Origin of the sequence: Streptomyces sp. NPDC001194 (assembly GCF_042896985.1) — a bacterium.
Classification (GTDB): Bacteria; Actinomycetota; Actinomycetes; order Streptomycetales; family Streptomycetaceae; genus Streptomyces.
Genome location: NZ_JBIAXU010000002.1, coordinates 423779 through 441262, shown reverse-complemented (window position 1 = coordinate 441262; position 17484 = coordinate 423779). Strand labels below are relative to the sequence as shown.

12 protein-coding genes are annotated in these 17484 nt (G+C 71.5%); 5 read left to right on the top strand and 7 right to left on the bottom strand.

Annotated elements, in window-relative coordinates:
• Positions 1 to 3 precede the first annotated feature (3 nt).
• Complete coding sequence (locus ACFY1T_RS06725; protein WP_030872118.1) at positions 4 to 540, top strand: GNAT family N-acetyltransferase; 537 nt, start codon at positions 4 to 6, stop codon at positions 538 to 540.
• On the opposite strand, the gene pulA is transcribed toward ACFY1T_RS06725, so the two are convergent.
• Both pulA and ACFY1T_RS06715 read right to left on the bottom strand, forming a co-directional pair.
• The gene (gene pulA, locus ACFY1T_RS06720) at positions 527 to 5869 is read right to left on the bottom strand and encodes a pullulanase-type alpha-1,6-glucosidase (protein WP_390787256.1); all 5343 of its coding nucleotides are present in this window, start codon (positions 5867 to 5869) and stop codon (positions 527 to 529) included. The two genes, ACFY1T_RS06725 and pulA, sit on opposite strands and share 14 nt — an antisense overlap.
• 137 nt (positions 5870 to 6006) lie before the next feature.
• Positions 6007 to 7719 (bottom strand): carbohydrate-binding module family 20 domain-containing protein, encoded by a 1713-nt coding sequence (locus tag ACFY1T_RS06715; protein ID WP_390787255.1) that lies wholly within the window; start codon positions 7717 to 7719, stop codon positions 6007 to 6009.
• Between the two features lie 228 nt (positions 7720 to 7947).
• Here ACFY1T_RS06715 and ACFY1T_RS06710 point away from each other — a divergent pair, with 228 nt between their 5' ends.
• Positions 7948 to 8127 carry a hypothetical protein gene (locus ACFY1T_RS06710; RefSeq protein ID WP_390787254.1) on the top strand — a complete coding sequence of 60 codons (180 nt, stop codon included), beginning with the start codon at positions 7948 to 7950 and terminating at the stop codon, positions 8125 to 8127.
• 154 nt (positions 8128 to 8281) lie between these two features.
• Positions 8282 to 8533, top strand: a complete 252-nt coding sequence (locus ACFY1T_RS06705; RefSeq protein ID WP_229340233.1) for a hypothetical protein — start codon at positions 8282 to 8284, stop codon at positions 8531 to 8533.
• Between the two features lie 81 nt (positions 8534 to 8614).
• Here ACFY1T_RS06705 and ACFY1T_RS06700 read toward each other — a convergent pair whose 3' ends face one another.
• From ACFY1T_RS06700 to ACFY1T_RS06680, 5 genes are all read right to left on the bottom strand, one after another.
• Positions 8615 to 9634 (bottom strand): LacI family DNA-binding transcriptional regulator, encoded by a 1020-nt coding sequence (locus ACFY1T_RS06700; RefSeq protein WP_390787253.1) that lies wholly within the window; start codon positions 9632 to 9634, stop codon positions 8615 to 8617.
• Positions 9619 to 11226, bottom strand: coding sequence for a glycoside hydrolase family 13 protein (locus tag ACFY1T_RS06695; protein WP_390787252.1), 1608 nt, complete (start codon positions 11224 to 11226; stop codon positions 9619 to 9621). Before ACFY1T_RS06695 ends, ACFY1T_RS06700 begins: the two co-directional genes overlap by 16 nt.
• A 74-nt stretch (positions 11227 to 11300) precedes the next feature.
• Positions 11301 to 12176 (bottom strand): sugar ABC transporter permease, encoded by an 876-nt coding sequence (locus ACFY1T_RS06690; protein ID WP_390787436.1) that lies wholly within the window; start codon positions 12174 to 12176, stop codon positions 11301 to 11303.
• Between the two features lie 26 nt (positions 12177 to 12202).
• Entirely contained in the window at positions 12203 to 13240 is a 1038-nt protein-coding gene (locus tag ACFY1T_RS06685; RefSeq protein WP_390787251.1) for a carbohydrate ABC transporter permease, read from the bottom strand.
• An 8-nt stretch (positions 13241 to 13248) separates the two neighbouring features.
• Complete coding sequence (locus ACFY1T_RS06680; protein WP_390787250.1) at positions 13249 to 14523, bottom strand: extracellular solute-binding protein; 1275 nt, start codon at positions 14521 to 14523, stop codon at positions 13249 to 13251.
• 222 nt (positions 14524 to 14745) lie between these two features.
• On the opposite strand from ACFY1T_RS06680, the gene ACFY1T_RS06675 reads away from it, so the two are divergent.
• Both ACFY1T_RS06675 and ACFY1T_RS06670 read left to right on the top strand, forming a co-directional pair.
• Positions 14746 to 16371, top strand: coding sequence for a glycoside hydrolase family 13 protein (locus ACFY1T_RS06675; RefSeq protein WP_390787249.1), 1626 nt, complete (start codon positions 14746 to 14748; stop codon positions 16369 to 16371).
• Between the two features lie 26 nt (positions 16372 to 16397).
• Positions 16398 to 17444 carry a LacI family DNA-binding transcriptional regulator gene (locus ACFY1T_RS06670; protein WP_390787248.1) on the top strand — a complete coding sequence of 349 codons (1047 nt, stop codon included), beginning with the start codon at positions 16398 to 16400 and terminating at the stop codon, positions 17442 to 17444.
• Positions 17445 to 17484: the final 40 nt, after the last annotated feature.

Below are 17484 nucleotides of genomic sequence, written 5' to 3'. Positions count from 1 at the left end.
CCCGTGATCATTAATGACGGGATCTTGTTCCGGCGTGCCGTGGAGAAGGACGCCGCCACGCTGGTGACCCTGTACGACCAGGCCGCCCGGTGGATGCGCAAGCACGGGATCGACCAGTGGAAGCCCGGGGACAAGGACGCCGCGCACTTCCTGGCGAAGATGCGCGAGGGCGAGGTGTGGCTCGCCGGCGACGCCGACGGGCTGATCATCGGCGCGTACGAGCTGTGGTGGTCCGACGAGGAGGCCTGGGGCGTGCAGCCGCCGGTCGCCGGTTACGTGCACCGGCTGATGGTGGACCGCGAAACCGCGCCCGCGGGCGCCGGACGGCGGATGCTCGAACATGCCGAGCGCCGGATCGCCGGTTCCGGACTGCCGCGGGCGCGGCTGGACTGCGTCTCCACCAACCCCCGGCTGCTCGCGTACTACCGGGGTGCGGGCTACCGGGTGGTCGGGGAGTTCCCCCACAAGGAGGGCAAGGACGGGAAGGTGTACGGGGTGATCCTGCTCGAGAAGCGGCTCGATCAGCTCACCGTCGTGTGAAGACCGCGACCGTGCGCGGCGGCGTCGTGAACTCTCCCGTCTTCGCGTCGTACGCCGCCTGCTTGACCGCGGGGTCGGAGCCGGCCGCCTGGACCGGGTGCAGGGCGTAGGCGGTGCCCGCGAGGGCCGGGACGCGCTGGGACCGGGCGGCGGGGGTGGCGTTGAAGACGACCACCAGGTCGCCGAGGGTCATCGTGATCACCCCGGGGGTCTCGTCCTTGCCGGAGAGCGGGAAGGCGAGCGCCGCCTGGACCGCCTCGGGGGTGGTGAGGGCGAAGGCCGGTTCCGTCGTACGGATCCGCAGCAGGTCGCGGTAGGCGGCGGACGCGCCCGTGATCTCGGCGCAGCCCGGTGCCTTGCCGCCGGCCAGCAGCGGCTTCGCGTACGGCCACTTGGAGGCGTTGTCGGCGGCGGGCGGCAGGCCGCGGCCGAAGCCGTTGCCCTCGCGGCAGTCCCAGTGGACGGCGTTGAACCAGTCGCCGCTGTCGTACGAGTTGCGGTCGAGGGACTTCGAGCGCAGCAGGTCCGTACCCGCCTGGGACAGTGACGGGCCCTGCGAAAGGGTGCCGACGGCCATCGCCAGGACCTGCATCCGGGCCCGGTCCGCGGCCGAGGTGCCCGGCGCCAGCTTGTACGCCAGCGCGTCGGCCAGGGTCTCGTTGTCGTGGGCGTCGGCGTAGGCGAGGGCGTCGCCCGGAGCCGCCGCGTATCCGGCCGGGGAGCCGTTGTAGTCCACCTCGGCGCCCTTGGTGGGCCGGCCCGAGCTGTCCGTGAAGGCGTACGAGGCGAGGTTGCCGGAGAGCCCGACCTTGATCAGGTCCTGGGCGTGCAGCAGCCTGGCCCGCTGCTCGTCCGCGGTGCCGTTCGCGGGCGAGGCGTTCGGGGCGGTGAACAGGCCGGAGGCGAAGCCCTGGACGCGCGGGTCCTCGTCGAAGGGGCCGCCGCCGCGGACCGCGTCGCGCGAGCGGTCCGAGAAGGTGGCGATGCCGGTGCCGGCCATGTTCTTCTGCGTGGCCTGGACGAAGCGGGCGTCGTCCGCGACCTCGCCGAAGTTCCAGCCCTCCCCGTAGAGGATGATCTTCTTGCCGTCGACCCCGTCCTTGGCGACGGTCAGGGCGTCGAGTGCCGTGCGGACGGCGAGGATGTTCGCCTTCGGGTGGTGGCCCATCAGGTCGAAGCGGAAGCCGTCGACCTTGTACTCCTTGGCCCAGGTGACGATCGAGTCCACGACGAGCCGGCCCATCATGGCGTTCTCGGGAGCGGTGTTGGCGCAGCAGGTGGAGTTGGCGACCGAGCCGTCCGCCAGCAGCCGCTGGTAGTAGCCCGGCACGATCCGGTCGAGGACGGACTTGTCGGACTGGCCGGAGGCCACGGTGTGGTTGTAGACCACGTCCATGACGGTCCGCAGGCCTGCCCCGTTCAGCGACTGGACCATCCTGCGGAACTCGACCGTGCGGGCGGTGCCGTTCGGGTCGCTCGCGTACGAGCCCTCCGGCACCGTGTAGTGCAGCGGGTCGTAGCCCCAGTTGTACGCGTCCTTCGCCGCCGCGGCGGCCACGCAGGCCTGCTGCTCGGGCGAGTCCGGCGCGTACACCTTCAGGTCGCAGGCGGGTTCGGTGCGGTCGGAGGCCTTCTCCGGGATCGTGCCGATGTCGAAGGCGGGCAGGAGGTGGACGTAGGAGGTGCCGGAGGCGGCCAGCTCACGCAGGTGCCGCATGCCCGCCGAGCCGGTGTCCGTGAACGCCAGGTACTGGCCGGGGTGGGTGCTCGTGGGGTCCGCGACCGAGAAGTCGCGGATGTGGAGCTCCTGGATCTGGGCGGAGGTGAAGGGGACGGCCGCGGGCTTGCGCAGGCCGCGCCAGCCGGGCGGGGCCAGCTTCGGGTCGGCCAGGTCGACGGCCAGGCTGTACGTGGAGTCGGTGGTCAGGGCGGTGGAGTACGGGTCGGTGACGAGGTTGCGGACCATCCGGCGGGTGCTCGGGGCCCACACGGTCACGTCGTAGCGGTAGGGCTTGCCGGTCCAGCCGCGCTCGCCGCGCACCGACCAGACGCCGGTGGTGTCGTCGCGGCGCATGGGGACGGTGCGGCCGTCGAGTTCGAGGGCGACCTGGCGGGCGGTGGGGGCCCAGACGGAGAGGGTGGGTCGGCCGTCCTTGAAGACCGGGCCGAGGGCGGCGGTGTTCGCGTACAGGTCGTCGAGCACGCCGGCGAGCTGGACGCCGGTCGCGGCGAGGACGGCGCCGTTCGCGGTGCGGGCGCTCGCGACGAGCTGCCCGCGCAGGGCGTCCCGTACGCGGTCCCGGTCGCGGGGGTCGACGGAGTAGGCGACGTACGCCGCGAGGTGCGGGAACTTCTGCTTCTGGGCGGCGGTGAGCTCGGTCTTGGCCAGGCGCAGCCACTGGGCGCCGTCCGCGCGCAGGACGCCGTTCTCCGCGGTGATCGTGCCCTCGCGGGAGGCGAGGAGCTGGAGGGAGGCGGCGGTCGCGGGGGCGTTCCAGGCCAGGGTGGAGCGGTCGATCCAGACGGCCTCGGACTTGGTGAGGTCGAGGGCGGCGGAGGAGCCGGCGGGCTGCGGGAGGAGGTACGGGGCCCGGCCGCCCAGCATCCAGACCTCGTGGCCGGTGGCCTTCAGGTCGAGGGACTGGTCGGTGGGCAGGTCCTTCTCGTCGCCCTTGTGGAGGATGTAGCTCAGGCTGGTCGCCCCGGCCGCGAGCGGGACCTCGTACACGGCGCCGTAGGAGTCGGTGCGGGCCGGCATCAGCGGCTTCGACCAGTCGGTCGGGGTCGCGGCGCCGGTCCAGACGTGCAGGCCCCAGCCGTCGTAGGCGCCGTCGGGGCGCTGGTAGTGGAGGACGGCCTTGGCCTGGTCCTGGGGCGGTTGGGCGGGGCGGTCGGTGGTGGCCGCCTCCTTGCCCTGCTCCAGCCAGACCTCGCCGCTCTTCGTCACGTCGAGGGTGCGGTCGGTGGCGACGTCCTTGTTGCCGTCCTTGTCGATGACGAGGTAGCCGACGGAGGAGGCGCCGGGCTTGAGCTTGACGTAGGCGAAGGCGCCGTACGCGTCGCGGCCGGTGAAGTCGTGCCCGGCCGGCCAGGGAGTGGCCTCGCCGTCGGCGAGGTCGCCCCAGGCGTACAGCCGCCAGTTCGCGTAGTCGCCGTCGGGGCGGCGGTAGTGGACCACCGCGTAGTCGCGCTGGGTGGCGGTGGGGACCGGGGTGGGCGGGACCTGGCCGGAGACGGACTCGGCGAGGGCGCTCGCGGTGCGGCCGGAGGCGTCCACGGCGACGGCCTTGTAGCGCAGGGCGGTGCCGGCCGGGGCCGTGACGTGCTGGGTGACCTTGTACGGGGCGTGGTCGGCGGAGCCGAGGACCTGCCAGTGGCCGGTGCCGGTCTGGGCGGCGAAGACGACCCGGTTCAGGCCGCCGCCGGTGACGTCGGCGGAGAGCTCGACGGTGCCGGTGGCACCGGGGGCCGGGGCCTTGAGGGTCAGGGCGGGCTTGGTGGCGGGGGCGGCGAGCGGCGCGGCGCCCTGGAGGACCACCGAGCCGAGGGCGGGGACGGTCACGGTGAGCTTGCCGGCCGCGGAGGCGCGGAGCAGGGCGCTGCCGCCGTACAGGGTGCGGTACCGGGCGCCGGCCGGGGCGTCGAGCTCGACGGTCCGGGGTTCGGCGGCGTTGTTGGCGGCGACGAGGTACTCGGTGCGGGTACGGGCGTCGGTGCGGGCGAAGGCGTAGACGGACCCGTCGGCGAAACGTTCGCTCTGGACGCCGTCCCGCAGGGCGGGGTGGTCCTTCGTCAGCTTCGAGAGAGCACTGATCTGCCGGTAGAGCGGGTGTCCCGGATCGTAGGCATCGCTCGCGTGGGTGCGCGCCGTCGCGAGCTGGTCGTCGTCCAGGTAGTCCGCGATCCGCGTGCCGAACAGCGGCTGCCGGGCGTCCTTGTCACCGCCCGCGCCCGTGAAGCCCTGCTCGTCGCCGGAGTAGATCACCGGGTTGCCCCGGGAGAAGAACATCAGCTCGTTGGCGAGCCGGTAGCGGTCCAGCAGCTCCTGCTCCCCCGCCCCCGGCCGGTCCTGCTTCAGGAAGCTCCCGAAACGGCCCATGTCGTGGTTGCCGAGGAAGGTGACCTGCTCGTACGCGTTCGCCTTGTCCGTCGTGTACCGGTAGTCGTCGGCCAGTACGGAGCCCAGTCGCGGGGCCGCCGCGCCCTGGGAGGCGTACGCCCGGATCGCGTCCTGGAGCGGGAAGTCGAGGGTGGCGTCGAGGCGGCCCTGCGTCACGTAGGGGGAGGTGACGGCGGTGTCGGCGGAGTAGACCTCGCCGAACATGAAGAAGTTCTTCCGGCCGCGCTGGGCGGCGTACTTGTCGAGGGCGGTGGCCCACTGCGTCCAGAACCCGGTGTTGACGTGCTTGACCGTGTCGATGCGGAAGCCGTCGATCGAGAAGTCCTTGACCCACTTCTCGTAGATCTTCTCCATCCCGCTGACGACCTCGGGGCGTTCGGTCCACAGGTCGTCGAGGCCGAAGAAGTCGCCCTGGTCGGAGGACTCGCCGGCGAAGGTGGAGTCGCCCCGGTCGTGGTACATCGTCGGGTCGTTGAGCCAGGCGGGAGACTTCAGGTTCTTCTTCGCCTCGGGCACGAAGGGGGTCCGCGGGAAGGACTCGGCGTCCACGGCGGGGAACTTGCGCTTCCCGTCCGCGTAGTCGGAGTCCTCGAACGGCACCCCGTCCTTCGTCAGATAGGGGAAGGCCCCCTTGGAGAGGTAGGAGTAGGACTGCTCCCGGTAGTCGACGACGTCGGCCGTGTGGTTGGTGATGACGTCGAAGAAGACCTTCATCCCCTTCGCGTGCGCCTTGTCGATCAGCCGCTCCAGGTCGGCGTTGGTGCCGAAGTGCGGGTCGACCTGCGTGAAGTCGGTGATCCAGTAGCCGTGGTAGCCGGCCGAGACGTCGGCCCCCTTCCCCTGCACCGGCTGGTTCTTGAAGATCGGCGCCATCCAGATGGCGGTGGTCCCGAGCCCCTTGATGTAGTCGAGCCGGTCGGTCAGCCCCTTGAGGTCGCCGCCCTGGTAGAAGCCCTTGTCCGTCGGGTCCAGCCCGGTCTCCAGCCGGCTGCCGGTCAGGCCGCCGGTGTCGTTGCGCGGATCGCCGTTCGCGAACCGGTCCGGGAGGACGAAGTAGAACTGCTCCCGGGTCAGGTCGTGCCGCGCGGGCTCGGCGGCCAGTTTCGCGTCCGAGGGCGGGGCGGGCGGCGCGGCGGCCACGGCCGGGAGGGCGGGCAGGAGCGTCACGGCCAGGGCGGCGGCGAGCACTCCTGCGGCGGGGCGTATCAAGGCGGATCTCCTTGGTTACGTGTCGCGTGGATGAGGGCCGCCCGGCGGATGGCGGGGTCTGTGGACGCCGGGCGGCCCTGGTCGGTGGGGTTGCGTGCGGGCTGTGGGGGGTGTGCGGGCTGTGGGGGGCGTGGGGGTCAGTTGCGCCAGGTGTCGTTGAGCACGGCCCTGCCGCTCGCCGGGACGGTCGCGGTGCGGTCGGCGCCGCTCTCCCAGGTGACGTTCCCGGCGGCGTCCTTGCGCACGTACTTGTACGAGAACGCGGTCCCGGCCGGGAGGGCGACGTCCAGCTTCCAGACGGGGTAGGCCGCCGGGTCGAGCTTGAGGGCACTGCCGGTGTTCCAGCCGCCGAGCTCGGCGCGGTCGCCGGTGACGTAGATGTTCTGCCCGGGGGTGGTGGTGGCGTTGACGGCGAACGAGGCGCCCGCGGCCGCCGGCGGCGGCGTGGTCCCGCCGCCTGCGCACGTACGGGCGCCCACGTGCAGGGCGAGGGCCGTACCGGCCCCGAGGGTGGCGGTGAACTGCCCGGCGGAGTTCACGGTGACGGTGCGCCCGCTCTGGACGTCGCAGTAGTCGCCGGCCGGGAGCGAGCTCTGGAAGGTCCGGGTGAGGGCCGCGCCCTCGTGGTTGATGGCGACGTACGCCTTGGCCCCGCGCCCGAAGGCGATCTGGTCGGCTCCGTTGTCCCACCAGTTGGTGACGGCCTGGCCGCGGGCGGCGTTGCGGAAGCCGACCATGGAGGAGATCTCCCGCCAGGCGTGCTGGCACTTCCACCCGTCGGCGTAACAGGCTCCGACCGAGCCGCCGTTCGGCGGGCCTGCGTCCTTGTCGGTCCACTCGTACCCGGAGTGCACGTCGGGGGATCCGTACGGCCACGCCAGCATGAAGACGCTGGCGAGGGTGTAGGCGGAGCCGTCCTTGTAGTTGAGGGTGTCGCCGCCGCGCTCGGTGTCGTGGTTGTCGACGAAGACGGCGGACTGCCCGCTCGGCATGTACCCCCAGGCCTCGCCGAAGTTCTTGAGGTAGGCGAGGTTCTCGTTCTGGAAGACCCGCTTGAGGTCCCGGGCGTAGCGGAACTCCTGCACGTCGCCGTTGCCGAGGTACTCGGAGGGCGAGACGGCCTCGCCGGCCCCGTATATCGCCTCCTGCTTCCAGTAGACGGAAGGATTCGCCAGCCGGGACTTGATGGCGGCGAGGTCGGCGGCGGGCATGTGCTTGGCGGCGTCGATGCGGAAGCCGTCGACGCCCAGGGACAGCAGGTCGCCCAGGTACCCGGCGATGCGCCCGCGTACGTGGTCCTCGCCGGTGTCGAGATCGGCGAGCTGTACGAGCTCGCAGTTCTGGATGTCGGCCCGGTCCCGGTAGTTGGAGATGGTCGCCCGGCAGTCGTCCATGTCGGAGCCCGAATAGATGCCGGGGTAGCCGTACTTCGTGTACGAGGACCCTCCGGTCCCCACGCCGTCGCCGGCGGCCATGTGGTTGATCACGGAGTCGGCGACGACCTTCACCCCGGCGGCGTGGCAGGTGTCGACCATGGCCTTGAACGAGGCGCGGTCGCCGAGCCGGCCGGCGATCTTGTAGCTGACGGGCTGGTACGAGGTCCACCACTGGGGGCCCTGGATGTGCTCCTGGGGCGGCGAGACCTGGACGTACCCGTATCCGGCGGGCCCGAGCGCATCGGTGCATGCCTTGGCGACGGAGTCGAAGCGCCACTCGAAGAGGACGGCGGTGACGTCCTTGTCGCCGGGCGCCGCGGCGGCGGCCTGCGGCGCCGGGCCGGTGAGGAGGGCGCCGGCGGCGAGGGCGGTCGAGGTGAAAAGAGTTGCAGCTCTGACGGCTCTGGCAGGCATGCGGGGGGCCTCCTGGCGGGAGAGGTGGGGATTGCAGAGACCGTAGGGGCCAGGTAAGAGCGCTGCAAGAGTTTGCGCAAGAGATTGCAGAATTGTTTCCGGGGCGTGTCCTGCCGGACGGGCTTGCCCCGTAGGCCCGTTGACACCACCGCCCGCCCGCGAGCCGGCCGGTGAAGCGGTCCCGGCCCGGTCGCGGGCCGCCCGGTCGGTGGTGGCATGCTCCCGTGCGTGATCGATGAACGGAACGACGGCTGGTCGTTCGCGACGGCGCGGGTGGCGGCCCGGTTCGGGGCCTGCGAGGTGAGGGGCGCTCCCGGGGTCGAGCACGCCGGCGGCGGGCGCGGGACGCGCTGCGGCTTCGGTGGCGCCATCCGCCCGGTCGTCGCCCGCGGGCCGCGCACCCCGTGAGCGGCCGGGGGGCGCGAAAAGGGGCGCAGAGTGTCGAAACGATACAGCTGCGGGCATTGGAGTGAACGCCCGTTCCCAGCGGCGCCCATGGACGGTTGGACCGGCCGACGCGCGGACCGAACAGCGCGTCCTTCCGATGATCCTTAGGGGAGTCATGCGCATTCGTTCCGCTGTCACCGCGTCCGTCCTGGCTGCAGGCATCCTGCTCGGCGGCGCCGGCGCCGCCCTGGCCGACGGAGTCGACATCGACTACTTCGGCGGCGGCCACGCGGCCAAGTCGTCGAACTGCTCCACGTTCGCCGCGGTGCCGCACAACCTGCCCGCGTTCGCCGGCCCGGTCTACAACTCGTCCTGCGAGAAGAGCAGCGAGAAGGAGTGGCTGAAGGGCCACCACCTCGGCGCCTGACCCCCGGCCCGCACCGCAGGGGCGGCCGACGTCACCGTCGGGCCGCCCCTGCGGCGTGCCGGGGGCCGGCACCGAGACCGTTCAGTCCTGCGGGACCTGGGCCGTCGAGCCCCTCACCACCAGCTCCGGCTGGAAGACGTACTCCGTGCGCTGGACGGGGGTTCCGGCCACCGCCTCCAGGAGGGCTCCGACCGCCGCCGTGGCCATGGCGCGGACCGGCTGGCGGATCGTCGTCAGCGGCGGGTCCGTGAAGGCGATCAGGGGGGAGTCGTCGAAGCCGACGACCGACACGTCCTCCGGGACGCGCAGGCCGCGCTCCCTCGCCGCGCGGATCACGCCGAGCGCCATGGGGTCACTGCCGCACACGATGCCCGTGCAGCCCCGGTCCAGCAGGGCCCCGCCCGCCGCGTGGCCGCCCTCCACCGTGAACAGCGTCCGCTGGATCCGGCCCTCCTCCTCCGCCTCCGGCACCGCCGCCTTGAACCCCGCCTCCTTGCGCGCCGACGGGACGTACCGCGTCGGCCCTATGGCCAGGCCGATCCGCCGGTGGCCCAGGTCCGCGAGGTGGCGTACCGCCATGTCCGCGGCCGCCCGGTCGTCCGGCGAGATGAAGGGGGCGTTGACGTGCTCGTTGAAGCCGTTGATCAGGACGAAGGGGATCCCCCGCGACGACAGGCGCTGGTAGCGGGACGGGTCCAGCGACGCGTCCGCGTGCAGGCCCGACAGGAAGACGATCCCCGTGACCCCCCGCTCCTCCAGCTGCTCCACCAGCTCGTCCTCGGTGGCCCCGCCCGGCGTCTGCGTACACAGCACCGGCGTGTACCCGTGACCGGCCAGCGCCTGCTCGATGACCTGCGCGAACGCCGGGAAGATGGGGTTGGTGAGCTCCGGGATCAGCAGCCCCACCAGGCCGTTGCTGCGGCGCTTGAGCCGTACGGGGCGCTCGTAGCCCAGCAGGTCCATGGCGGCCAGCACCTTGTGCCGGGTGCCGGCCGCCACGCCCGCCTTGCCGTTGAGCACACGGCTGACCGTCGCCTCGCTGACCTGGGCCTGCGCGGCGATGTCCGTCAGCCGGAGCGGGGAGGTCACCCCTTCCACCACACCGCCGTGTCGGCCCCGAGGACCCCGGGGTCCGTCACGTCGCCGCTCGCCAGCAGCACCGTCCCCGGGGCGGGCATGCGGACCGGCTCCTGCGTCGTGTTGACCGTGCAGACGAAGTCCCCGCGCCGGAAGGCCAGTACGCCCTCGGGCGCCTCCAGCCACTCCACCGCGTCGCCCGCGCCAAGGTCGCCGCGCTCCCGGCGGATCCGCAGCGCCGCCCGGTACAGCTCCAGGGTGGAGCCCGGGTCGCCGGTCTGGGCCTCGACGCTCAGTCCGGCCCACTCGGCCGGCTGCGGCAGCCAGCTGCCGCCTTCGCCGAAGCCGTACGGGGCCTGGTCGCCCGACCACGGGATCGGCACGCGGCAGCCGTCGCGGAGTCCGTCCTGGCCGTTCGCCTTGAAGAAGGAGGGGTCCTGGCGCACCTCGTCGGGGAGGTCCACGACCTCCGGCAGGCCGAGCTCCTCGCCCTGGTAGACGTACGCCGACCCGGGCAGGGCCAGCATCAGCAGCGCGGCGGCGCGGGCCCGCTCCAGGCTGCCGAAGCGGGTGCGGTGGCGGACCACGTCGTGGTTGGACAGCACCCAGGTGGTGGGGGCGCCGACGGGCCGCATCGAGTCGAGCGACTCGTCGATGGTGGCGCGCAGCGCCGGTGCGTCCCAGCCGGTGCTCAGGTAGTGGAAGTTGAACGCCTGGTGCAGCTCGTCGGGGCGCAGGTACAGGGCCGTGCGGTCCGCGCTCGGGGTCCAGGCCTCGGCGACGCCGATGCGGTCGCCCGCGTACTCGTCGAGCACCTTCCGCCAGGAGCGGTAGATCTCGTGGACCCCGTCCTGGTCGAAGAAGGGGAGCACCTGGTTGCCGAGCAGCTTGAGCTGCTCGTCGCGCCCGAGGTCGGGCAGGCCGGGGGCCTTCACCAGGCCGTGGGCCACGTCGATGCGGAAGCCGTCGGCGCCGAGGTCGAGCCAGAACCGCAGGATGGAGCGGAACTCGTCCTGGACGGCCGGGTGCTCCCAGTTGAAGTCGGGCTGCTCGGGGGCGAAGAGGTGCAGGTACCACTCCCCGTCGGCCACCCGGGTCCACGCCGGACCGCCGAAGATCGACTCCCAGTCGTTGGGCGGCAGTTCCCCGTCGGCCCCCTGCCCCGGCCGGAAGTGGAAGCGCTCGCGCAGCGGGGTGCCGGGGCCTTCCCGAAGCGCCTGCTTGAACCATTCGTGCTGGTCGGAGCAGTGGTTCGGGACGAGGTCCACGATGATGCGCAGGCCCAGTCCGTGGGCTTCGCGGATCACGGCGTCGGCGTCGTGCAGGGTGCCGAACATGGGGTCGATGGCCCGGTAGTCGGCGACGTCGTAGCCGGCGTCGGCCTGCGGGGAGGCGTAGAAGGGGCTGAGCCAGACGGCGTCGACGCCCAGCTCCTTGAGGTAGGGCAGACGGCTGCGGATGCCTTCGAGGTCCCCCATGCCGTCCCCGTTGGAGTCGGCGAAGCTGCGCGGATAGACCTGGTAGATCACCGCTTCTCTCCACCAGCCGGGCCGGGTGCCGGTGGTGGTGGGAAGGCCACTGTCCGAAGTCAGTGCGTCGGCGAGGTGCTGGGTCATGTCGTCCTTGGAGAGATCGGGCCGGGGTGAGAGGGGGCAGGCAGGGTGGTCGGCCCTGGGTCGCGAGAGGGGTGTCAGCCCTTGGTCGCGCCTGCCGTCATCCCGGCGACGAGGTGACGCTGGGCGAAGAGGAAGAAGATGGCCGCCGGGATGGCGATGAGGACCGAGGCGGCGCTCATCGCACCCCAGTTGGAGGTGTACTGCGTGACGAAGGTCTGCAGGCCCCCGGCGAGGGTGAGGTGCTCGTCGCCGACCATGAAGGCGGAGGCGTACGCGACCTCGCCCCAGGCGGTGATGAACGAGTAGAAGCCGGTGACGGCGAGGCCGGGCTTGGCCAGCGGCAGGATCAGGCGCCAGAAGGTGCCGAAGGGGTTGAGTCCGTCCACGCGGCCGGATTCGTCGATCTCGACCGGGATGGTGTCGAAGAAGCCCTTCATCATCCAGGCGCAGAACGGCACGGCGATGGTGAGGTACGTGATGATCAGCCCGAGCGGCTGGTTGAGCAGTCCCAGCTGTCCCATGAGGTTGTAGAGCGGGACGATCAGGATGGCCATCGGGAACATCTGCGTGATGAGCAGGGTCCACATCAGCGGCTTCATGCCGGGGAACTTGAACCGGCTGACGGCGTACCCGGTCGTGGCGGCGATGAACACACCGAGGACGGTGGTGATGCCGGCGACGAGCACGGAGTTGCCGAACCAGGTGAAGAAGGAGGTCGACTCCACCAGGTAGCGGTAGTTGTCGAGGGTCGGTTCCTTCACGAAGTCCGTGGAGATGGCGTGCTTCGCGGGCTTGATGGAGGTCAGCAGGACCCACAGCACCGGGAAGACGGCGATCACGGACGCCACGATCAGGGTGACGTGCAGTCCGGCGGAGGCGAGCGGGGAGCGCTGGCCCCTCTTGCGCACGCCCTGCCTGCTCGGGTCCTGCTTGCTCGTGCCCTGCTTGATCGCGGGTACGTCGGTCGTCGTCACGGTCACCACACCTCTCCCTGCTTGCGCAGCGAGCGCCGGTAGACCAGCGCGAAGATCATGAGCAGGGCGAGGATGAGCACGCCCCAGGTGGCGGAGCCCGCGAAGTCGCGCGGGCTGGACACGAAGGCCTCCCGGAACGCCTGGGTCACCAGGATCTCGGTGGAGTCCCCCGGTCCGCCCCGCGTCAGCAGGAAGATCACCGGGAACATGTTGAAGGTCCAGATGGTGGAGAGCAGGATCACCGTCATGCTCACCGTGCGCAGCCCGGGCAGGGTGATGTGCCGGAACCGCTGCCAGGCCGTGGCCCCGTCCATCTCGGCGGCCTCGTACAGCTCGCCGGGGATCGACTGCAGCCCGCCGAGCAGGGCGACCATCATGAAGGGGACGCCGAGCCAGACGTTGACGGCGACGACGGAGAACTTCGCCCACGTCGGGTCGTCGAGCCACGGGATCGCCGAAATGCCGCCCCCGTCGAGGATCTTGTTCAGGATGCCGCTGTCGCGGTTGAACAGGAACCGCCAGGCGAAGACGGAGACGAAGCCGGGAACGGCCCAGGGCAGGATGAGCGCCATCCGGTAGGCGGCGCGGCCCCGGAACTCCCGGTTCAGCATGTTGGCCAGGGCCAGTCCGAGCGTGAAGGTGATCGACACGCACAGGACGGTCCACACCACCGTCCACACCAGCCGCTGCAGGAACACCGGGTCGGCCAGGACGGCGGCGTAGTTGTCGAGGCCGACGAACGTGTACGTGGCCTCGATGTGGTTGGCGCCGATCGTACGGCCGACGTTGCGCTCGTTGGCGTCGGTCAGCGACAGGTAGATGCCGCGGGCGAGCGGCCAGCCGATGATCACGCCGAGGACGAGCACCACCGGGGTGATCATGGCCCAGGCGTACCAGTGGGTGGCGAGGGCACGCCTGACGCCACCGTCGTTCCGGGCGGTTGCGGTGTCAGTCCTGCGGCTCCGGCCGCGGGCCGCGACGGGGTCTTCCCCGTCGCCGCCCGCGGCCTTCGCCACCGACTGGCTGGTGTGAGCAGCCATCGTCTTTTCTACTTCCAGCCCTTGAGGATCTTGCGGAACTCGACGCCGGCCGACTTGGCCGCGTCCTCCGGGCTCGCGGCCCCCGTGATCGCCTTGGTGTACTCGACCTTCAGCGGCTCGAAGAGCGAGCCGTTCTCCGGGATCCAGGCGCGCTCGACGGCCTTGTCCACGGCCGGCTTGAAGAACTGGACCATCTCGCTGGACTTGACGTCCGGCTGCTCGTACGCGGCGGTCCGGGTCGGGAGCAGGCTGAGCTCCTTGGTGGACTGCACCTGCACGTCCTGCGAGGTCATGTACTCGACGAAGGCGTGCGCGGCGGCGCGGTTCTTGGAACCGGCGTAGACGGCGAGGTCGTGGCCGCCCTGCGGGGCACCGGCCTTGGCGGAGCCGGCCGGGACGGCGGCGACGCCGAGGTTGGCCTTGTCCTTGAACTGGTCGCCGGCGTAGGTGTCGGCGACGGCCCACGGACCGTTGATCATCATCGCGGCTTCGCCCGACTTGAAGGCGGTCTGCATGTTGGTCCAGCCGTCGGTGGCGTTGGTGATCGCCGCACCCGAGGTGACCAGGTCGCGGGCGGTCTTGAACGCCTTGACGCCCGCCGGGTTGTCGACGGTGACCGTCTTGTTCTTCGCGTCGACGAGGTCGCCGCCCTCGCCGTAGATGAGCGGGAGGAACCAGTACGAGTCGTCGCCGCGCAGGTAGAGGCCGGCCTTGCCGCTCTTCGCCTTGATCGCGGCGGCGGCGGTCTTCAGCTCCTCCAGGGTCTTGGGGGGCTGGACGCCGGCGTCGGCGAGCATCTTCTTGTTGTAGAAGAGGCCGAGGGTGTCGATGACCTGCGGGACGGCGTAGGTCTTGCCCTCGTACTTGCCGCTGGCCGCGGCCTGCGGCAGGAACTCGGCGTCGACCTTCTTCGCCGTCTCGGCCGGGACCTCGTCGAGGTAGCCGAGCGAGGCGAAGTCCGCGACCCAGCCGACGTCGGCACGGATCACGTCGGGGGCTTCGGAACCGCTGCTGAAGGCGTTCTTGACCTTGTTCTGCGCGTCGCCGTACGGAACGTTGACGTACTTGACGGTGACCTTCGGGTGCTTCGCGGTGAACGCCTCGGCGATCTTCTGGAAGCTGGCCTTCTCGGCGTCGTTCGAGGTGTCCCACCACGTGACCGTGCCGGAAAGCTCGCCGCCTGCCTTGGTCTCGCCGGCCGCGCCCTTGTCGTCCCCACCGCAAGCCGTCGCCGCGAGCGCCAGGGTCGCGACCAGCGCGGTGGCCGCTATGCCACGCCGCATATGAACTCCTTCGATGATCCCGGCCGCGCCCTCGCGGTCCCGAGTTGCAGGGAACGTAACAAGCCTGAAAGCCGTCCGAAAGAGCTTGCGGCAATTTTCTGCAAGCTGGGCCGATCGTTACATCCGTGTGTCCTGACGGTTGCCGCCGCTTGCTGGTTGTTCGAACTTCCTTCGGGGCATCAGGCCCGCAACCAGGGGGCATGTGCGCGCGTTGACCCCTATATGACCCATGAGCTGACCGCCTCCCGGCTTGCAAGCGCTTCCAGCAAGGTCACCGCAAGCGGCGGCTGGTGGCGCGATGCCGTCATCTACCAGGTGTACGTACGGTCCTTCGCGGACAGCGACGGCGACGGCATCGGAGACCTCCAGGGGGTGCGCGCGCGCCTGCCCCACCTGGCCCGGCTCGGGGTCGACGCCGTGTGGCTCACCCCCTTCTACGTCTCCCCGCAGGCCGACGGCGGCTACGACGTCGCCGACTACCGGGCCGTCGACCCCCTCTTCGGGGACCTCTCCGACGCCGACGAGCTCGTCCGGGCCGCCCACGCGCTCGGCCTGCGGGTCATCGTGGACGTCGTGCCCAACCACACCTCCGAGCGGCACGCCTGGTTCCGCGAGGCCCTCGCCCACCCCGCGGGCGAGGCCCGGGCCCGCTACCACTTCCGCCCCGGCCGCGGCCCCGGCGGGGAGCGCCCGCCCAACGACTGGGAGTCCGTCTTCGGCGGCCCCGCCTGGACCCGGACCCCCGACGGCGCCTGGTACCTGCACCTCTTCGCGCCCGAGCAGCCCGACCTGAACTGGGAGCACCCCGAGGTCGCGGAGGAGTTCGCCTCCGTCCTGCGCTTCTGGCTCGACCTCGGCGTCGACGGGTTCCGCATCGACGTCGCGCACGGCATGGTCAAGGCCCCCGGCCTGCCCGACATCGGCCGCGGCGCCCAGGCCACCCTGATCGGGACCGAGCCGCTCCCCTTCTTCGACCAGGACGGGGTCCACGCGATCCACCGCTCCTGGCGGCGGCTCCTCGACTCCTACGAGGGCCCGCGCATCGGCGTCGCCGAGGCCTGGGCGCCGACCTCCGAGCGGCTCGCCCTGTACGTCCGCCCCGACGAGCTGCACCAGGCCTTCAATTTCCGCTTCCTGAACTGCCCGTGGGACACCCGCGCGATGCGCACCGTCATCGACGAGTCCCTGGCCGCCACCGCCTCCGTCGGAGCCCCCACCACCTGGGTGCTGTCCAACCACGACGTCGTACGCCATGTCACGCGGTACGGGGGCGGCGCCCAGGGCCTGGCCCGCGCCCGGGCCGCCGCGCTGCTGATGCTCGCCCTGCCCGGGTCCGCGTACCTCTACCAGGGCGAGGAGCTCGGCCTGCCCGAGGTCGCCGACCTGCCCGATGCCGTGCGCCAGGACCCCGCCTTCCTGCGCTCCGCCGGACAGGACGGTCTGCGCGACGGCTGCCGGATCCCGCTGCCCTGGTCCGGCGAGCGGCCCCCGTACGGTTTCGGGCCGGCCGGCAGCTGGCTCCCGCAGCCCGCCGACTGGGCCCCGCTCAGCGTCGCCGCCCAGACCGGCGACCCCCACTCCACCCTGGAGCTGTACCGCGCCGCCCTGGAGCTGCGCCGCGCGCTGCCCGGCCTCGGCTCCCCCGACGCGGGCCCCCTGACCTGGCTGCCCGCGCCCGAGGGCGTGCTCCTCTTCACCCGCCCCGGGTTCGCCTGCACCCTCAACAGCCGCCCCGAGCCGCTCGAACTGGCCTCGCCCGGACGCCCCGTACTCTCCAGCGCACCGGTGGAGACGGACGGCCGGACCGTACTGCTGCCGGCCGATGCGTGCACGTGGTGGGCACTGTGAGCCCGGGACCGGTACAGTCCAATCCCGTGACCGCACGGCTAGCCGACATCGCAGCCCAGGCGGGGGTCAGCGAAGCCACAGTCAGCCGCGTGCTCAACGGCAAGCCCGGTGTGGCCGCGGGCACCCGTGAATCGGTGCTGGCCGCACTCGACGTCCTCGGCTACGAGCGCCCGGTGCGGCTGCGCCAGCGCAGCGCGGGGCTCGTCGGCCTGATAACCCCCGAGCTGGACAACCCCATCTTCCCGGCGCTCGCGCAGGTCATCGGCCAGGCGCTGACCCGGCAGGGGTACACCCCGGTGCTGGCCACGCAGACGCCCGGCGGATCCACCGAGGACGAGCTCACCGAGATGCTGGTCGACCGCGGGGTCTCCGGCATCATCTTCGTCTCCGGACTGCACGCCGACACCACGGCCGACATGGGCCGCTACGACCAACTCCGCGGGCAGGGCGTCCCGTACGTCCTCATCAACGGGTTCTCCGACAAGGTGCAGGCCCCCTTCGTCTCCCCCGACGACCGCGCCGCGATGCAGCTCGCCGTGACCCACCTGACCGCGCTCGGGCACACCCGGATCGGACTCGCGGTCGGCCCCAAGCGGTTCGTGCCCGTACTGCGCAAGATCGAGGGCTTCCGGCTCGGGATGAAGGAGCGGCTCGGCCTCGACGAGGCCGAGGTCGAGGAACTCGTCCAGCATTCGCTGTACACGCTGGAGGGCGGGCAGGCGGCGGCCGCCGCCCTCATCGCGCGCGGCTGCACCGCCATCGTGTGCGCCAGCGACATGATGGCGCTCGGGGCGATCCGGGCGGCCCGCCAGCAGGGTCTGCGCGTGCCGCAGGACGTCTCCGTCGTCGGTTTCGACGACTCCCCGCTCATAGCGTTCACGGACCCGCCGCTCACCACCATCCGGCAGCCGGTGCAGGCCATGGGGCAGGCCGCGGTCCGCACCCTCCTGGAGGAGATCGGCGGTACGCCGGCCCCGCACAGCGAGTTCGTCTTCCTGCCCGAGCTGGTGGTGCGCGGGTCCACCGCCTCCGGTCCGCGGCAACGTAGGGGACCGTCTACTCCCCAGGGCTGAGCCGCTGCGCCCGAGACCGTCCCGAGGGATGATCGAAGGC